A 15,840-nucleotide genomic window follows, 5' to 3' on the forward strand; every position below is an offset into this window, starting at 1 on the left:
GTTTGTGGGGCTCACTCCCCCGGGTCATCCGCCATCGCGTCTAGTGCATCGACGTCATCCATCACCACTTTGAGGCGAGCATTCCGCCTGGGCCCCGCGGTGGCAGAGCGCACCACGGCAGCGCGCAACGTCGCCCCCACTTCTGGGGCCACACGGTAGGACATCCGAAGCAGGAACGTCGCGTGAGAATCGGTTCGAATGGGCCCCAAGGCATCAATCTGGCCTTTTAGGGCACCCGAGGACCCTGGGCCCGTCAGTGAAGACACCACCGCTTCGACCTCGGCGCGTGGCCCAGTGACCGACGCGAGACGAATTGTCGGGGGCATGCGAAGCTCCCCGCGCTGCTGGAGCTCCCGTTCCAACAGCACCTCCACACCACCCGACGCGAAGCTTTGGGCGACTTTTCCTTCCAAATCCGTGAGGTATACCACCGCGCCCGGTGCCAGCAGGCTCAAAGCCCACTCCCACCCTTGCAGGGTGTCCTCCAGCGCATCCAGTGACGCCCTTTGCAACATGGCCTCACCGTCTAATAACAGCGCGGCGTGGTAACCACCCGCTGCGACTGGTTCAGCGCCTCGGGTCGCCACCACCAGTGCCGGACGCCCTGGAACCGAAGCGGTCCTACTTTCACCATCAGCACGAACGATGGGAACACCGGGGAAAGCTTTGCCCAACTCTTGTGTGGTGCGCCCCACCCCGTGACCGCTTGGGCGATGTTCGCTGCCTCCACATTCACTACACGACCACAGGGCAGCCAGATGCCCACACCAGCCACAGGACACAGGTCCGGCTTGGTGAGAGGTTTTCAACGGCCCTCCGCATTCGAGGCATCGCGCACGCTCCCCACAGGATCGACAGGTTAACCCTGGGGAATAACCGGCGTGGAAGACCTGAACGAGAACGGGGCCTGCTGTCAACGCGTCGACTATCGCCCGGTAGGCCACCGACGGCAGGCGCCCCGGTGTCTGGGGGTCCTCGGCTAAGCGCCCCAAGGCTGTGGGGATAACCCGGGGTCTGCGGTCATGACGCGGGCGGCAGGCCGTCAGATAGCCCATTTTCATCAATCTGAGCACAGGAAGGCTCGGCACGTGACTCGCGAACACCACCGCGGCACCGGTGTGCTCGCCGCGTATCAGCGCAACATCACGACTGTGAGGGTATGGAGCGAGTGGCTCACGGTGAAGATCATCCCCGTCCGAGAGCACAATGACCAGCCCAAGCTTGGACACCGGGGCATAGATTGCGTGGCGAGCACCATAGGCAATGCTCGGGGTGTGCTCAAGGGTGCGCAAATAACTGCGGTAGCGCTCGCTGGGGGTTTCTGTTGCCACAAAGGGAGCCAGGACACTCTCATCGACTAGCTCACGAAGTGCACCATCGAGTAACTGATGATCTCGCCAGTCCGGCACACAAATCACCACACCCGAGCCGGCAGCCAAGGCGTGCGCGGCTAATTGGGCGATCTCCCAATGCCCATTGGGAACACTGTGATCTGCGGTGTGGTGAAGACCATAGGGCAGTTGCCACCAATGTCTAGTGCCCTGTTCGATCAGCCCTAACCAGTGACCCTCGTCGTAGCCACTGGGGGCTTCTGGTAGCTCCACCTCGGCGGGTTCCACCGATTCCCTGTTGAGCCACGCCTTTTCTACCCGGACAGCTCGCGGGGGCACCGCCAAGCGCAAAATATCGGCCACACCACCGGCCTGGCGTTTCGCCACTGCATCGGCCAGACGCTGAAGCTCGGGTGTGACGACTGGGACGGGTGACACGAGAGTGTCAATGGGGGTTAATTTCCCGTCAAATGAGGACTTTTCGACCACGTCGATGACGATGCCGGCTTGGAGCCGGCCGCCTCGTCCCATGGGTACGCGCACGCGCACACCAGGAGCGACTTCCATCCCCTCGGGGATGGAGTAGTCAAAAATGCGATCTAACTGCGGCAGCCTAGATTCGGGAAGCACCCGGGCGACCGGGTGCTCACCCATTAGCGGCTCGCGCGCAGAAGTTCGTCGATCCGGTTGGTGCGCTCCCAGGGCAGGTCGAGATCCAACCGGCCAAAGTGACCGTAGGTGGCTGTCGGAACGTACCGGGTTGTGCGGAGCTCCAACGCATCAATGATTGCGGCAGGCCGCAGATCGAATACTTCACCGATGGCCTTTTCAATGTTGTCCGTCGCTACCTTCTCGGTTCCAAATGTTTCCACAAAGATACCGACAGGGTGAGCTGAACCGATTGCGTACGCAACTTGAATCTCCGCAATGTCGGCCAGGCCGGCGGCAACAACATTTTTGGCCACCCAGCGCAGGGCGTATGCGGCCGAGCGGTCGACCTTTGTCGGGTCCTTGCCGCTGAAGGCACCGCCACCGTGACGTGCGGCACCGCCGTATGTGTCGACGATGATCTTGCGTCCGGTGAGGCCGGCGTCACCCTGGGGGCCACCAAGAACAAATTCCCCACTCGGGTTGATCAGGTAGCGAGTCTTTGTCGAATCCAGTGACACCATGTCCAGTACTGGATTAATCACGTGGGTCTTGAGGTCTGCTTCGAGTTCCTTGCGGGCAATTCCGGGGTGATGCTGAGTCGAGATCACCAAAGTGTCCAACTCAACCGGAGTCCGGCCATCCAGCCCAAGAGTGACCTGGGTTTTACCATCGGGACGGAGGTAGTCGACGGTGCCGTCTTTTCGCACAGCAGCGAGGCGCTCAGCAAAACGGTGGGCCAACCACAGGGACATGGGCATGAACGCCTCATTTTCGTTGGTGGCGTAGCCAAACATCAGGCCTTGGTCACCAGCTCCCAAGGAGTCAAAAGCGTCACTGGCGTTACCCTCTCTGCTTTGCAGAGAGTTGTCGACACCGCCGGCGATATCGGGTGATTGCTGCCCGAGGGAGACGATGACGCCCATCGTCTCGGCGTTGATTCCATAATCTTCATCGATGTAGCCAATGTCTCGAACCCGCTCGCGAGCAATGTGTTCGACGTCGATTTTTGCCGAGGAGGACACTTCCCCGGCAACGTGCACAAGACCGGTCGTTGTGAGTGATTCCACGGCGACTCTCGACATGGGGTCTTCCGCAAGGAAGGCATCAAGGATCGAGTCAGAAATCTGGTCGCACATTTTGTCCGGGTGACCCTCAGTCACCGACTCTGATGTGAAGTAACGCATTGCTGTCCCCTAATGATTGAGCAGGACATCAATGAGGTGCCCCGCGACGGCCGTTTTTGAACCAGTCGACAGAACCGGGGCTCCGGAGCGCTGAATAATCCACACAGCGGTCTCTGTCTCGCCAAAGCCTAGCGTGGGCCCTACGCGATTAGCCACCACGACATCGGCGCCCTTCGCCTCACCCTTAGACCGCGCTCTGTGAATCAACTCTTCGTCATCGCTGAGAGTTTCTGCAGAGAACGTGACCAGCAGCTGGTCATCGCGCAGCATTTTTCCAAGCTCCGCCGCAATATCGGGATTTTGCACAAGCTCCGGTGAGTACACATCGCCGAGGTCATCCTTATGGGCCTTCGTCGAAAAGGCGTTTCTCGGGGTGTAATCCGCCACCGCTGCGGCCATCAACACCCAGTTGGCACCGCCTGCACGTCCCGTCATCTCACGGTGCATCTCTTTGGCCGTCGGCGCAGCCACGCATTCCACACCGGTGGGCAAAGACACTTCCAGTGGGGCGTGAACAAGTGTGACCTCCGCACCGCGATCTCTTGCCGCGACAGCGAGTGCGACCCCCATGGCCCCACTGGAGCGGTTACCGATGTAACGCACAGCATCCAGTGGCTCTCTCGTCCCACCCGCCGAAATGAGAACTTTCTTTCCTGAAAGGGGACGGTCGCCCAACAGCGCGAGGCCCCTTTGGACAATTTCGAGGGGATCGGCCAGTCGGCCAGGGCCCTCATCATCCCCTGTCAGGCGACCACTGTCTGGACCCACAAAGTGCACACCCCGAGAACGGAGTGTCTCAAGGTTTGCCGCGGTGGCCGGGTGTTGCCACATTTCGGTGTGCATGGCGGGCGCGACCAACACGGGTGCCGTCGTGGCCAGCAAAGTGGTGTGTAGGAGGTCTGGAGCCTGGCCTCCAGCGTATTGGGCTAAAAAATGCGCCGTTGCTGGAGCAACGATTACTAAATCTGCCTGCTGGCCGAGGGCCACATGGGTAACTTCTGACACGCCATCAAAAACATCGACCTCCACTGGGCGTCGACTAATCGCCTCCCAGGTGGGTGCACCCACGAATTTGAGGGCCGAATGGGTCGGCACAACGGTGACACTGTGGCCTGCGGTGACCAGTTGCCTGGCGATTGTCACCGCTTTGTACGCGGCAATACCGCCGGTCACTCCAAGGACGACCCGCGCGCCCGACTCACTGTGCCAGGCAGTCACTTACTGCTAATCCGCTAGCGGGGTCATCACGAGTTTGTCTTCGTGGATTTCCCGCAGGGCAATAGAAAGGGGCTTTTCGTCCACTGTGGACGGAACGAGTGGGCCGACGTGTTCGTAGAGGCTCCCGTCGCCGAGGTCAGAGTAGTAGGAGTTAATCTGACGTGCCCGCTTCGACGCAAAGATCACCAGCTGGTACTTGGAGTCAACTTTTTCCATCAACTCGTCGATAGGGGGATCAATGATTCCTCGGTGGTGCAACACGATTTAGTCTCCTCGGGGGGTTGTGGCCTCTAACAAGTCTACGATGTCTTGGGCTGCATCCTGGACGACATCGTTGACAACGACATGATCAAACTCTCCGCGGGCACCCAACTCTTCTACGGCGGTCGCTAAACGCCGCTGTCGTTCGTCCGAGTCTTCAGTGCCACGAGATTCCAAACGTTCGGCCAGTGCGTCGAAACTGGGTGGTGCAATAAAAATAAATAGTGCCTCTTCGCCACCGTCACGCAGCTGGCGTGCGCCCTGAATGTCGATCTCCAGCAACACCGTCTTGCCTGCTCGTTGCTGGCGCAACACTGGCCCTCGAGGGGTTCCGTAACGGTGTGTTCCATGCACCACGGCCCACTCCATTAATTCACCCGATTCAACTAACGCGTCAAACTGCTCATCGGGCACAAAGTAGTAGTCCACTCCGTCAACTTCTCCGGGCCGTGGCGGCCGGGTCGTGGCCGAGACACTCATTTCAATTTCCGGTCGTGCCTTAAGAATTTCGGAAATCACCGTGTTTTTTCCCACCGCAGTAGGCCCGGCTATGACAACAAGGCGCCCGATGGTGCGCCTTGGTTGCAGGTTCTTTGTCAGTTCCACCAATTCGCGCCGAAAAGCTGTGCGTTGATTGATGCGCAGGCCGCCGATTGTCGCCCGAGGGTTGATACCCAAACGCTCGAGTATCTTGGTGGTCTTCGTGGGGCCCACTCCGGGTAAAGCCCTCAAGAACCAATCCACGCGCAATCCCGACAGTGCGGGATTGTCGGAATCCTTGGCGCGGTCAAAAGTGTCGACAAAGTCTCTTTGCAGCTGAGAGAGTTCTTCCTTAATCTGCGCGCGTCTTTTTCGAAGCGCACTACTTTTCGCCGACTGAGCACCCGCATCAAACCCCGACCTATCCGGTGGCGATGTCGATGTGGGTGTCGACCCATCTAGTGGCTCAGGGGTGGACACGACGAAGCTCCTCAAGGTGTTGAGCGAGCCTGGTGGCAACACCGTCCGGGTCTGTTCCCGCAACGCTCCTCGACACGGTGGGGATTACCTGCGAAGACGCATCACCAAAAAGGGTGTGCAGATCACCCAATTGTGCCCCTTGATGGCCAAAGCCGGGGGCCAAAATCACCACATCAGGCGCCGCACTCAGGTTCAGGCCGAGTGATTCGTGGTTGATTGTGGCTCCCACCACAGCGCCCAACCACCCCGGAGATGACTGGCTGGCCGATACGGTGTGCTGCAATTGATTGAGAACGCTTTGGGCGAGAGTGACGCCCTGCGAGGTCACGGCCGATTGGATGCTCTGGCCTTCAGGGTTTGACGTGGCGGCGAGGACAAAAACCCCTTTGCCGTGTTCCTTGGCAAGAGTGAAAGCCGGCTCTAGTGCGCCCACACCAAGGTACGGGCTAAGAGTCACCGCGTCGGATTCGAAGTCGGAACCTGGTGCAAGCCACGCCGAAGCGTAGCCTTGGAGGCTGGTCCCAATGTCACCACGCTTAGCGTCGGCGATGACCCGAATGCCGAGGGCACGCATACGCCCGATGAGTTGGGCCAACACCCGCATACCCGCCACACCGTGTCGCTCAAACAACGCCACCTGCGGTTTCACAAGGCTTACACGCGCGTCGACTACCGCATCGATGATGCCGGTCGCGAATTTTTCACTGCCCGAAGCGCTGTCGTCAAGACCCCACTGAACCAACACGTCAGGGTGCGGGTCAATGCCCACACACAGGCGCTGCTCCGGTGCGTGCCAATGATGGAACGCTTCGGCAAACGAGGCGGCGTTACTGCTCATCCTGGTGGGCCTCACGCTCCGCCTGATACTCCTGCAAGCTTTTCACCGAGGGCACCTCAGGGCGCTGCTCCAGAGACACCACGGCGGCCCCCAATTGCCCCACAGTGGTGAATAGGGCTTTGTCCGCAGCCACGGTGGCCGTGCGAATTTCGTAGCCATCTGCTCTGGCGGAGCGACCACGCGGGGTGTTCACAATGATGTCCACCTCACCGGCAGCAATCAGATCGACGATGCTGGGCTGGTTGTCATCGCGCGCATCCGTGTGTTTGGCAACCACTCGCGCGGGGACGCCGTATCGGGAGAGTACCTGAGCAGTACCCTCGGTGGCCCAAATGTCATAACCCAACTGTCGAAGTCGTGCGATGGGGAAAATAGCTCCACGTTTGTCACGATCAGCCACGGATACAAACACCACACCTGAGCTTGGAAGGCCACCGTAAGCGGCGTCTTGGCTTTTGGCAAACGCTAAGGGGAAGGTGCGATCTATTCCCATCACTTCGCCGGTGGAGCGCATTTCTGGTCCAAGAATCGAATCCACAATGTCGCCCTGGGGTGTGCGGAAGCGCTTAAAGGGCAACACCGCTTCTTTGACCGAGACCGGGTGCCAGGCCGGAACATCTGACCCGTCTTGGGCGGGAAGGAGCCCCTTTGCCACCAAGTCGCGGACGCTGGAGCCCGTCATCACCAGGGCGGCAGCCCTGGCAAGGGGAATACCTAACGCCTTGGAGACAAATGGAACCGTTCGACTTGCTCGGGGGTTTGCTTCAAGGACGTAGAGAACGCCAGCGGCCACCGCAAATTGGACGTTGATCAGCCCGTGCACGCCAATACCCTTGGCGAGCTTCAGCGTGGCTTGCCGCACCTGGTCGATGATGTCGCGACCCAAGGTGACGGGAGGCAATGTGCAGGCAGAATCTCCGGAGTGAATCCCCGCTTCCTCAATGTGTTCCATGATCCCGCCGACATACAGCTCGGAGCCATCAAAGAGTGCATCCACATCGATTTCGATCGCATCGTCAAGGAACCGATCCACGAGTAGCGGTGCCTCCGGTGAGACAATGGCGAATTCACCAATGCGCTGGAAGTAATCCTCCAAGCTTTCCGCGTCATAGAGGATTTCCATAGCCCGCCCACCCAACACGAAGCTGGGGCGAACCAACACCGGGTAACCAATCTCATCAGCCACCGCGATGGCGCCCTCCACGGAGTGGGCGGTGCCATTCTTGGGAGCTTGCAGGCCTGCTTGATCCAAAATGGCGGAAAATTGTCCGCGCTCTTCGGCCCGATCAATCGCTTCAGGTGGAGTGCCCAGGATGGGCACACCAGCATCTTTTAAGCCCTGAGCAAGCCCCAGAGGAGTTTGGCCTCCCAGTTGAACAAATACCCCGCGAAGGGTCCCCGACTGGCCCTCCTGGTGAATGACCTCAAGGACGTCCTCCAGAGTGAGCGGCTCAAAATAGAGCCGATCTGCGGTGTCATAGTCGGTAGAGACCGTTTCTGGGTTGCAGTTGATCATGATGGTCTCCACCCCCGCTTCGCGGAGGGCGAAGGTGGCGTGGACGCAGGAGTAGTCGAACTCAATACCCTGACCGATGCGGTTGGGCCCTGAGCCCAAGATGACCACCTTTTCGCGGTCGGAGGCCGCCACTTCAGACTCCAGGTCGTAGCTGGAGTAGTGATAGGGGGTGTAGGCGGGAAATTCTCCGGCGCAGGTGTCGACTGTTTTGAAGACCGGTCGAATATTCCAACCGTGGCGGAGTGTCCGGACGTCGACCTCGCCAAGGCCGCGCAGCTGACCAATTTGTGCATCTGAAAGACCGGTGTCTTTGGCCAACCTCATCACCTCTGGGGTGAACTCGGGCGCAGCCGCAATCTCGTCTGCCACTTCGTTAATGAGCGCAATTTGGTCGACAAACCACGGATCGATTCCCGTTGCCTGGAAGACCTCCTCCACGCTCGCTCCTTGGCGCATCGCTTGTTGGACGGTCACAATCCGGCCATCTGTGGGCACGCTCGCGCGCTGCAGAAGGGTGTCTTTTATCTCTGAAAGCTCCGACCAGTGGAAAGAGCTTCCCCGCTGTTCCAAAGACCGCAGGGCCTTATTGAGTGCTTGTGCAAAGTTTCTGCCCAACGCCATCGCCTCACCCACCGATTTCATGGTGGTCGTCAGGGTCCGATCGGCCAGTGGGAACTTTTCAAACGCAAAACGAGGCACTTTGACGACCACGTAGTCAAGGGTCGGTTCAAAAGAAGCCGGAGTCACCTTGGTGATGTCGTTGGGAATCTCATCGAGTCGATAGCCCAACGCCAGTTTCGCGGCAATTTTTGCAATCGGGAAACCTGTGGCTTTGGACGCCAACGCGCTGGAGCGTGACACTCGAGGGTTCATCTCGATAACAATCACGCGACCATTTGCCGGGTCAATCGCGAACTGGATGTTGCAACCCCCAGTGTCGACACCGACGCGACGGATGATGTCAATCCCGATATCCCTCAGGCGTTGATATTCCCGGTCGGTCAGGGTCAACGCCGGGGCCACCGTAATCGAATCACCGGTGTGAACACCGACCGGGTCGACGTTTTCGATGGAGCAGACCACGACGGCGTTATCCGCGTGATCTCGCATCAGTTCGAGTTCGTATTCTTTCCACCCCAAAATGGACTCTTCGAGTAATACTTCGTGAGTGGGGCTTTGCTGCAAGCCGTCAGCGACCATCCGAATGAGTTCTTCTTCGGTGTGGGCAAACCCGGAGCCCGCACCACCCATGGTGAACGAGGGACGAATCACCATCGGGTATCCGAGTTCTTCCGCGTAACTCAGGGCATCGTCAACGCTTTTGGCAATTCGGGAAGCTGCGACATCCGCACCAGAGGCCAACACAATGTCTTTGAACGCTTGGCGGTCCTCGCCGCGCATGATGGCCTCAAAAGACGCTCCAATGAGTTCCACGTCGTGGCGGGCAAGGATTCCTTGCTCGTGGAGCGCCATGGCGGCATTGAGGGCTGTTTGTCCACCCAGTGTGGGCAAAATGGCATCAGGCTTTTCGGCGATGATGATTTGCTCAATCACTTCGGGGCTGATCGGTTCAATGTAGGTCGCGTCGGCGAAGCCCGGATCGGTCATAATCGTCGCCGGGTTCGAGTTCACCAGCACCACCCGAACACCTTCTTCCCGCAGCACTCGGCAGGCCTGGGTGCCCGAATAGTCAAACTCGGCGGCTTGGCCGATCACAATCGGGCCGGAACCGATGACGAGAACCGTATTGATGTCGTCACGCTTGGGCACTAGAGCCGCCCTCCTTCGCTGGGCTGAGCCAGATAGTCGGTCACCATGTCCCGGAATCGATCAAACAGGTAGGTGGAATCGTGGGGCCCAGCAGCCGCTTCAGGGTGATACTGGACCGAAAATGCGGGGATATCGAGCGCTCGTAGTCCTTCCACCACGTTGTCGTTCAAGCTGATGTGACTCACCTCGACGCGACCAAAGCCGGCCGGCGATTCGACCACTTCGTCTCGGGGTGCTTCCACGGCGAAGCCGTGGTTTTGGGCCGTGATTTCCACAGTCCCACTGTGCTTATCCAACACGGGCTGGTTAATTCCTCGGTGTCCGTATTTGAGTTTGTAGGTATCAAAGCCAAACGCTCGACCGAGAAGTTGATTACCAAAACAGATGCCAAAAAACGGTAACCGCTTGGAGAGGGTTTCCCGCAAAATTCCAACGTGTCGATCGCTGGCCGACGGATCACCTGGACCGTTGGAGTAAAACACTGCGACCGGGCTGATGGCTTCGATATCCGACCACCCGGATGTCTCTGGCATGACGTGGACTTCAAACCCTCGGGCAGCCAGGTGGTGGACAGTGGATTCCTTGATGCCCAAATCGATGACGGCAAGAGCCCCTAGGCGTGTTCCGACAGCGGGGACAATTCGTGTGGTCTGCACAGACACTTCGGCGGAGAGGTTTTGTCCACTCATTTCGGGCTGGTTGATCACCTGGTCGAGTTGTTGTGTCGGATCAAGGCCTGCCTCGGCTCCGGAGAAAATTCCGGCTCTCATGACGCCTGCTTCTCGAAGCTGCAGGGTGATCGCGCGTGTGTCCACCCCGCTGATGCCCACCACCCCTTGTTGGGTGAGTGCATCGGGTAGCGAGATCTGACTGCGGAAATTCGACGGCCTCCTGGCAACATCCCGCACCACAAATCCCTCTACCCAGATGCGTCTGGATTCCTCATCTTCCTGGTTCATTCCGGTATTGCCGATGTGTGGAGCGGTCATCACGACGATTTGGCCCGCGTAGCTGGGGTCCGTCAGCGTTTCTTGGTAACCGGTCATGCCGGTGTTGAACACCAGCTCACCAAAGCGGCTTCCCTCAGCACCAAAACCGGTGCCTTCGTAGCGGGTGCCGTCTTCTAAGACCAATACGGCGGGGGTGTTGATGCTCACGCATCCTCCTTGGTGTCGTTGCTGAGTGCCACTTCCACTGCGCGTTGAACGTCTTCAGCTGGGAAATCCACTGAGCGAAAATAGCTATCGACTTCGCGCTCGCCCCACTGCCAGCGCACAAAGATCAAACCATCACTATCGACAACTCGGTCGATTGTCCACGTGGCGCGACCCACCGCAATCAACTGAGCAGAGGGAATGAAAACTTCGTCTTCACCGGCGATATCCAGCCACAGGCCATCGGGGCCACTGCCCAGGTTAACCCGTGCGCGAAACGCCAAGGGACGCCTGGCAATGCGCTCCAATGGTGCGTCCGACTGTGTCGTCGCGACATAGAGCAACGAATGAACCCGCTCGGGGCGCACAGAAACCTCTGATGACGCTAAGAGCTCTGGCAGGTCCCGGTGTCGACCCACCCGGTGGCGCCAGCCCCACCAGGCGAGCAAGAGGGCCACCACAAGAAGCGCCAACATCAGGCCGGCCGCCAATTCCCGCGTCATTTCGCTACTCCCGGGAGTTCATCCGCGGGCACAATACGTCCGTCCGCGAGGGTGTGAACCCCGCGAAAAAAGGTGTGGCGGACTTCGCCCGGCAACTGCAGGTGGCCATAAGGGTTGTTTCCTGAGCGGGTGTAGCGCATCTGAACATCCTTGAGTGCCGCCGGATCAACCAGGGTGAGGTGTGCCGGAGCACCCACTGTCAGCGGATTGTCATACCCGGCGAGACCACCAATGTGGGCGGGTGTCTGGGAGAGAACTCGAGCGACTCCGGACCAATCCAAGTGTCCAGGTTCGATCAGAGCCTTCTGGACAACGCTTAAGGCCACCTCGAGCCCCAGCATGCCAAACGCCCCTTCGTCGAAGGCGCACTCTTTGGATTCACTGGGGTGTGGTGCGTGGTCGGTCGCGACAATGTCGATCGTGCCGTCCGCCACGGCTTCGCGAAGTGCTTGGACGTCGTCATCTTGTCGAAGCGGTGGGTTGACCTTGTAGAGCGGATTGAACGATGCGGTGAGCTCTTCGGTGAGCAACAGGTGATGCGGCGTGACTTCCGCCGTAATCCGTGCACCTTTCGCTTTTGCTTCGCGAACAATGTCCACCGAGCCTTTTGTGGAGAGGTGGCACAGGTGAAGTCTGGACCCGGTGTATTCGGCGAGGAGAATATCTCTCGCGATGATGGCTTCCTCGGCCACTGCGGGCCAACCGGCAAGACCCAACCGAGACGACAGTGCACCCTCATTAATTTGGGCGTCTTCGGTCAGCCTGGGGTCTTGAGCGTGTTGGGCAATCACACCACCGAAGGTTCCCACATATTCCAGGGCACGTCTCATCAGCAGGGAATCGGACACGCAGTGTCCATCGTCAGAAAACACTCGAACCTTCGCTGTGCCGCCCGCCATTCCAGCGATTCCGGCGAGTTCTTCACCGGCTAAGCCTTTACTGACCGCCCCAATGGGACGGACATCCACGTAGCCTGCTTCCTGCCCGAGGCGGTGGACCATATCGGTCACCCCCACCGAGTCGGCCACCGGTTGGGTGTTCGCCATCGCAAACACCGCAGTAAATCCGCCGGCTGCAGCCGCCTGCGAGCCGGAAAGAACGGTTTCGGCTTGTTCCATTCCGGGCTGGCGCAAATGAGTGTGTAAGTCGACCAGTCCGGGTAAGGCGACAAGTCCTTCCCCATCAATCAGCTGTGTGCCTCGTGCACTCGGGTCGAGATCCACCGGGTCAACAAACATGCCATCTTTGATGGCTAAATCGCTCTTTGGGCCCCCTAAGAGCGCCGCCTGCCGAATCAGTATTTCGCTCATGCCGTCTGGCCTCCCCTGCTGACTTGGTAAAGGACTGCCATTCGCACCCAAACTCCATTGGTTACTTGGTCAAGAATCGTGGAGCGCGGTGAATCGGCTGCGACCGAAGAAATTTCCACACCTCGGTTCATCGGACCCGGGTGCATCACCAGAGTGTGCTCGGGTAAGGCAGCGAACCGGTCCTCACTGAGCGCAAAGTGTTTCGTGTATTCGCGAGGGCTGGGAAAATAGCTCCCCCGCATGCGCTCGCGTTGTACCCGGAGCATCATCACCGCGTCGGGTCCTGCGTTGAGCACCCGGTCAAAATCGTGATCGTAGTTGACCGGCCACGAGTCAATGCCCTTCGGTGCGAGGGTGCGCGGGGCGACGAGGGTCACTTGGGCTCCCAGCAAGTGCAACAGGTGCACGTTGGAGCGAGCGACCCGGGAATGGGCCACATCGCCCACAATCGCCACACTGACACCGTCAAGCCCCACCCCGGCAGCGTTTTCGCCGTAAAGGCGCTCACGCAGTGTGTAGGCGTCAAGAAGCGCTTGGGTGGGGTGCTGGTGGGTTCCATCTCCCGCGTTGACTACCGATGAGCTGAGCCAGCCGGAGTGGGCCAGTCGGTGCGCCGCACCGGAAGAAGCGTGTCGAACGACAACAACTTTGGCCCCCATCGCTTCCAGTGTTTGGGCGGTGTCTTTCAAACTTTCGCCTTTTGACAGGCTGGAGCCTTGGCCTTGAAAGGTGATCACGTCGGCGGAGAGTTTCTTAGCCGCCGCTTCAAAAGACAGGCGAGTGCGAGTTGAATCTTCAAAAAACAGGTTCACCACTGTCACCGCCCGAAGGGCGGGGAGTTTTGGCATCTTTTGATCTGCCACGCGGGCGAATTCTTTTGCCGAATCCAGCAGGGACACCGCCTCTTCGCGGGAGAGCGTGTCGGTTCCCAGAAGGTGGTTCATCGAATGACCTCCACGGCTTCGCGGTCATCAACACCCAGTAACCGAACCTGAACCCGCTCCCCCAGGGCGCTCGGCAAGTTCTTTCCCACATAGTCGGCACGGATGGGCAGTTCACGGTGACCGCGGTCGACCAAAACCGCGAGTCGCACAGCGCGGGGTCGACCTAAATCAACAAGCGCGTCGAGTGCCGAGCGGACTGTTCTGCCCGAAAAGAGCACATCGTCGACGAGCACCACGATGCGGTCGTCTAGGCCACCAGTGGGGGCGGTTGTGGGCTGTGGGACTCGAAGGGGGGCTTGGTCTAAATCATCTCGGTACATGGTGACATCCAGAACCCCAGTGGGAATATCCTCACCGGTGATATCGCCAATGTGCTCGGCGAGGCGATTCGCGAGGACCACACCGCGGGTGGGAATACCCAGAAGGACGAGAAGCGAAGAGTCCGGATTGCCTTCCACAATTTCGTGGGCCATGCGCTTAATCGTGCGCGTGATATCCGATTGGCTAAAGACGCTGTCGCTGGCCATCGGTACCTCCTTCCACGCCTCTCTGGACGCTGGTTAAAGTAGGACCGTCAGGAAGCGTACCAGGCTTGGCGTGGGAGAACTACGCGGTGCGCCCGGTGTCGGGCGAAATGTCCTCGGGTCCTGGTGGCCCACTCTCTGATGACTCTTCCTGTGGCGCAGAATCCGAAGCTTCCGCAGCTTGTGATGCAGGCGAGCCGTGTTCACTGAAGCCTTCGCGCCCGGCCCCACGCACCCGCTCCGCAATAGTTCCCAACACGCCCTGAATAAAGCCACGCGAATCATCTGTGCTGTATTCACTGGCGAGACCACCCGCTTCGGCAATCACCACAGCAGTCGGTGTCTCTGGCATCGCCAGCAATTCGTACACTCCGAGGCGCAAGACTGAGCGGTCCACAATCGGCATGCGCTCCAGTGGCCAGTCCGTTGACGTGGTGGAAATGAGTTCATCAATGCGATCTCTTGCACCCATCACGCCGCGGACCAGTGTGGCCCCAAACTCAAAAGCGGGTAACTGATCAGGGTTTTTGGCAACCCGAGCGGATTCGCTCTCCAGCACGTCAAGGATTTCCACGCGGCGCAAATCCGCCGCATACAAAATATCGAGGGCGCGTTTTCGGCCCTTGTGACGCGCACTCACTCGTTGATACGGCCGAGGTAGTCACCGGAGCGGGTGTCCACCTTCACTTTGGTGTTGTTTTCCAAAAACAACGGCACCTGGATCTCAAAACCCGTTTCGAGAGTGGCGGACTTTGTGCCAGCAGACGAGCGGTCCCCCTGGAGGCCAGGCTCGGTGTAGGTCACTTCGAGAACGACCGACGGAGGAAGTTCGACCGAGAGTGCCTCACCCTCGTACATGGCAATCTGCACTTCGGTGCCCTCCAACATGTAGTTGGCGGCGTCACCCACCGTCACGCCGGGGACGGTGACCTGGTCGTAGTCACTGGTATCCATGAAGACGTAGTTTTCGCCGTCCTGGTACAGGTAGCTGTAGTCGCGACGGTCAACGGTGGCGAAATCAATTTTTGTCCCGGCGTTGAAGGTCTTGTCGACAACTTTCCCGGAGCGCACGTTGCGCAGTTTGGTGCGCACGAAAGCACCACCCTTGCCGGGCTTCACGTGTTGGAATTCGATCACCGACCACAGCTGGCCATCGAGGCTCAGCACTACGCCGTTCTTGATGTCGTTTGTCGTTGCCATCTCTTCGTCGTCTCTCTTCCGTGCAGGTTGTGGTCGGGGATTTAGCGTGCGGTGATGTGGGCGAGGGCGAGCCGGTAAGAATCAGCACCAAAGCCTTGAATCACGCCTGTGGCCACCGCCGAAATGACCGAGTGCGTCCGAAACTCTTCCCTCGCCGCCGGATTCGACAGGTGAACCTCGATGAGGGGCAGTCCCGCTTCAGTGACCATCGCGCAGGCATCGCGAAGGGCATAGGAGTAGTGGCTAAACGCAGCGGGGTTCAACACCACCGGAATGGCTCCATCGATCGCTTCGTGTAGCCAGCCAATGATTTCACCCTCGTCATTGGATTGCTTCCACTGGATATCCCATTGGGGGTGCTCGCCCTGAAGCACAGCGTGAATGTCCCCACCGGTTTGTGTCCCGTAAATTTCGGGTTGCCGCGTTCCAAGTCGGCCAAGGTTGGGGCCATTAATCACCCAAATCGACTGCATCCC

Annotated in this window: 15 protein-coding genes; all 15 read right to left on the reverse strand. The window is 59.2% G+C overall.

Annotated features, from left to right (window positions below; genetic code table 11):
- Window positions 1-11: 11 nt before the first annotated feature.
- On the reverse strand, window positions 12-1,985 hold the full coding sequence (locus C3B54_RS05395) for a primosomal protein N' family DNA-binding protein (RefSeq protein ID WP_104913589.1): 1,974 nt from the start codon (window positions 1,983-1,985) through the stop codon (window positions 12-14).
- Complete coding sequence (gene metK / locus C3B54_RS05400) at window positions 1,985-3,166, reverse strand: methionine adenosyltransferase (protein ID WP_104913590.1); 1,182 nt, start codon at window positions 3,164-3,166, stop codon at window positions 1,985-1,987. The genes C3B54_RS05395 and metK overlap by 1 nt, the downstream gene beginning before the upstream one ends.
- A gap of 9 nt (window positions 3,167-3,175) precedes the next feature.
- On the reverse strand, window positions 3,176-4,384 hold the full coding sequence (gene coaBC, locus C3B54_RS05405) for a bifunctional phosphopantothenoylcysteine decarboxylase/phosphopantothenate--cysteine ligase CoaBC (protein ID WP_104913591.1): 1,209 nt from the start codon (window positions 4,382-4,384) through the stop codon (window positions 3,176-3,178).
- 6 nt (window positions 4,385-4,390) lie between these two features.
- Complete coding sequence (rpoZ, locus tag C3B54_RS05410) at window positions 4,391-4,645, reverse strand: DNA-directed RNA polymerase subunit omega (protein WP_425440301.1); 255 nt, start codon at window positions 4,643-4,645, stop codon at window positions 4,391-4,393.
- 3 nt (window positions 4,646-4,648) lie between these two features.
- Window positions 4,649-5,605: a guanylate kinase gene (gmk, locus tag C3B54_RS05415; protein WP_158665551.1), complete on the reverse strand. Its 957-nt coding sequence runs from the start codon at window positions 5,603-5,605 to the stop codon at window positions 4,649-4,651.
- On the reverse strand, window positions 5,592-6,443 hold the full coding sequence (gene pyrF, locus C3B54_RS05420) for an orotidine-5'-phosphate decarboxylase (protein ID WP_104913594.1): 852 nt from the start codon (window positions 6,441-6,443) through the stop codon (window positions 5,592-5,594). Before pyrF ends, gmk begins: the two co-directional genes overlap by 14 nt.
- Window positions 6,433-9,729, reverse strand: a complete 3,297-nt coding sequence (gene carB, locus C3B54_RS05425) for a carbamoyl-phosphate synthase large subunit (protein ID WP_104913595.1) — start codon at window positions 9,727-9,729, stop codon at window positions 6,433-6,435. The genes pyrF and carB overlap by 11 nt, the downstream gene beginning before the upstream one ends.
- Entirely contained in the window at window positions 9,729-10,886 is a 1,158-nt protein-coding gene (gene carA, locus C3B54_RS05430) for a glutamine-hydrolyzing carbamoyl-phosphate synthase small subunit (RefSeq protein ID WP_104913596.1), read from the reverse strand. The genes carB and carA overlap by 1 nt, the downstream gene beginning before the upstream one ends.
- Window positions 10,883-11,386, reverse strand: coding sequence for a PH-like domain-containing protein (locus tag C3B54_RS05435; protein ID WP_104913597.1), 504 nt, complete (start codon window positions 11,384-11,386; stop codon window positions 10,883-10,885). The genes carA and C3B54_RS05435 overlap by 4 nt, the downstream gene beginning before the upstream one ends.
- The gene (locus C3B54_RS05440) at window positions 11,383-12,696 is read right to left on the reverse strand and encodes a dihydroorotase (RefSeq protein WP_104913598.1); all 1,314 of its coding nucleotides are present in this window, start codon (window positions 12,694-12,696) and stop codon (window positions 11,383-11,385) included. Before C3B54_RS05440 ends, C3B54_RS05435 begins: the two co-directional genes overlap by 4 nt.
- Window positions 12,693-13,640: an aspartate carbamoyltransferase catalytic subunit gene (locus C3B54_RS05445; RefSeq protein WP_104913599.1), complete on the reverse strand. Its 948-nt coding sequence runs from the start codon at window positions 13,638-13,640 to the stop codon at window positions 12,693-12,695. Before C3B54_RS05445 ends, C3B54_RS05440 begins: the two co-directional genes overlap by 4 nt.
- Complete coding sequence (gene pyrR / locus C3B54_RS05450; RefSeq protein WP_104913600.1) at window positions 13,637-14,167, reverse strand: bifunctional pyr operon transcriptional regulator/uracil phosphoribosyltransferase PyrR; 531 nt, start codon at window positions 14,165-14,167, stop codon at window positions 13,637-13,639. Before pyrR ends, C3B54_RS05445 begins: the two co-directional genes overlap by 4 nt.
- A gap of 79 nt (window positions 14,168-14,246) precedes the next feature.
- Window positions 14,247-14,804, reverse strand: coding sequence for a transcription antitermination factor NusB (gene nusB, locus C3B54_RS05455; RefSeq protein WP_104913601.1), 558 nt, complete (start codon window positions 14,802-14,804; stop codon window positions 14,247-14,249).
- Entirely contained in the window at window positions 14,801-15,364 is a 564-nt protein-coding gene (gene efp / locus C3B54_RS05460; protein ID WP_104913602.1) for an elongation factor P, read from the reverse strand. Before efp ends, nusB begins: the two co-directional genes overlap by 4 nt.
- Window positions 15,365-15,405: 41 nt before the next feature.
- Window positions 15,406-15,837, reverse strand: coding sequence for a type II 3-dehydroquinate dehydratase (locus C3B54_RS05465; RefSeq protein WP_104913603.1), 432 nt, complete (start codon window positions 15,835-15,837; stop codon window positions 15,406-15,408).
- Window positions 15,838-15,840: the final 3 nt, after the last annotated feature.

The organism is Pontimonas salivibrio (genome assembly GCF_002950575.1).
Lineage (GTDB): Bacteria > Actinomycetota > Actinomycetes > Actinomycetales > Microbacteriaceae > Pontimonas > Pontimonas salivibrio.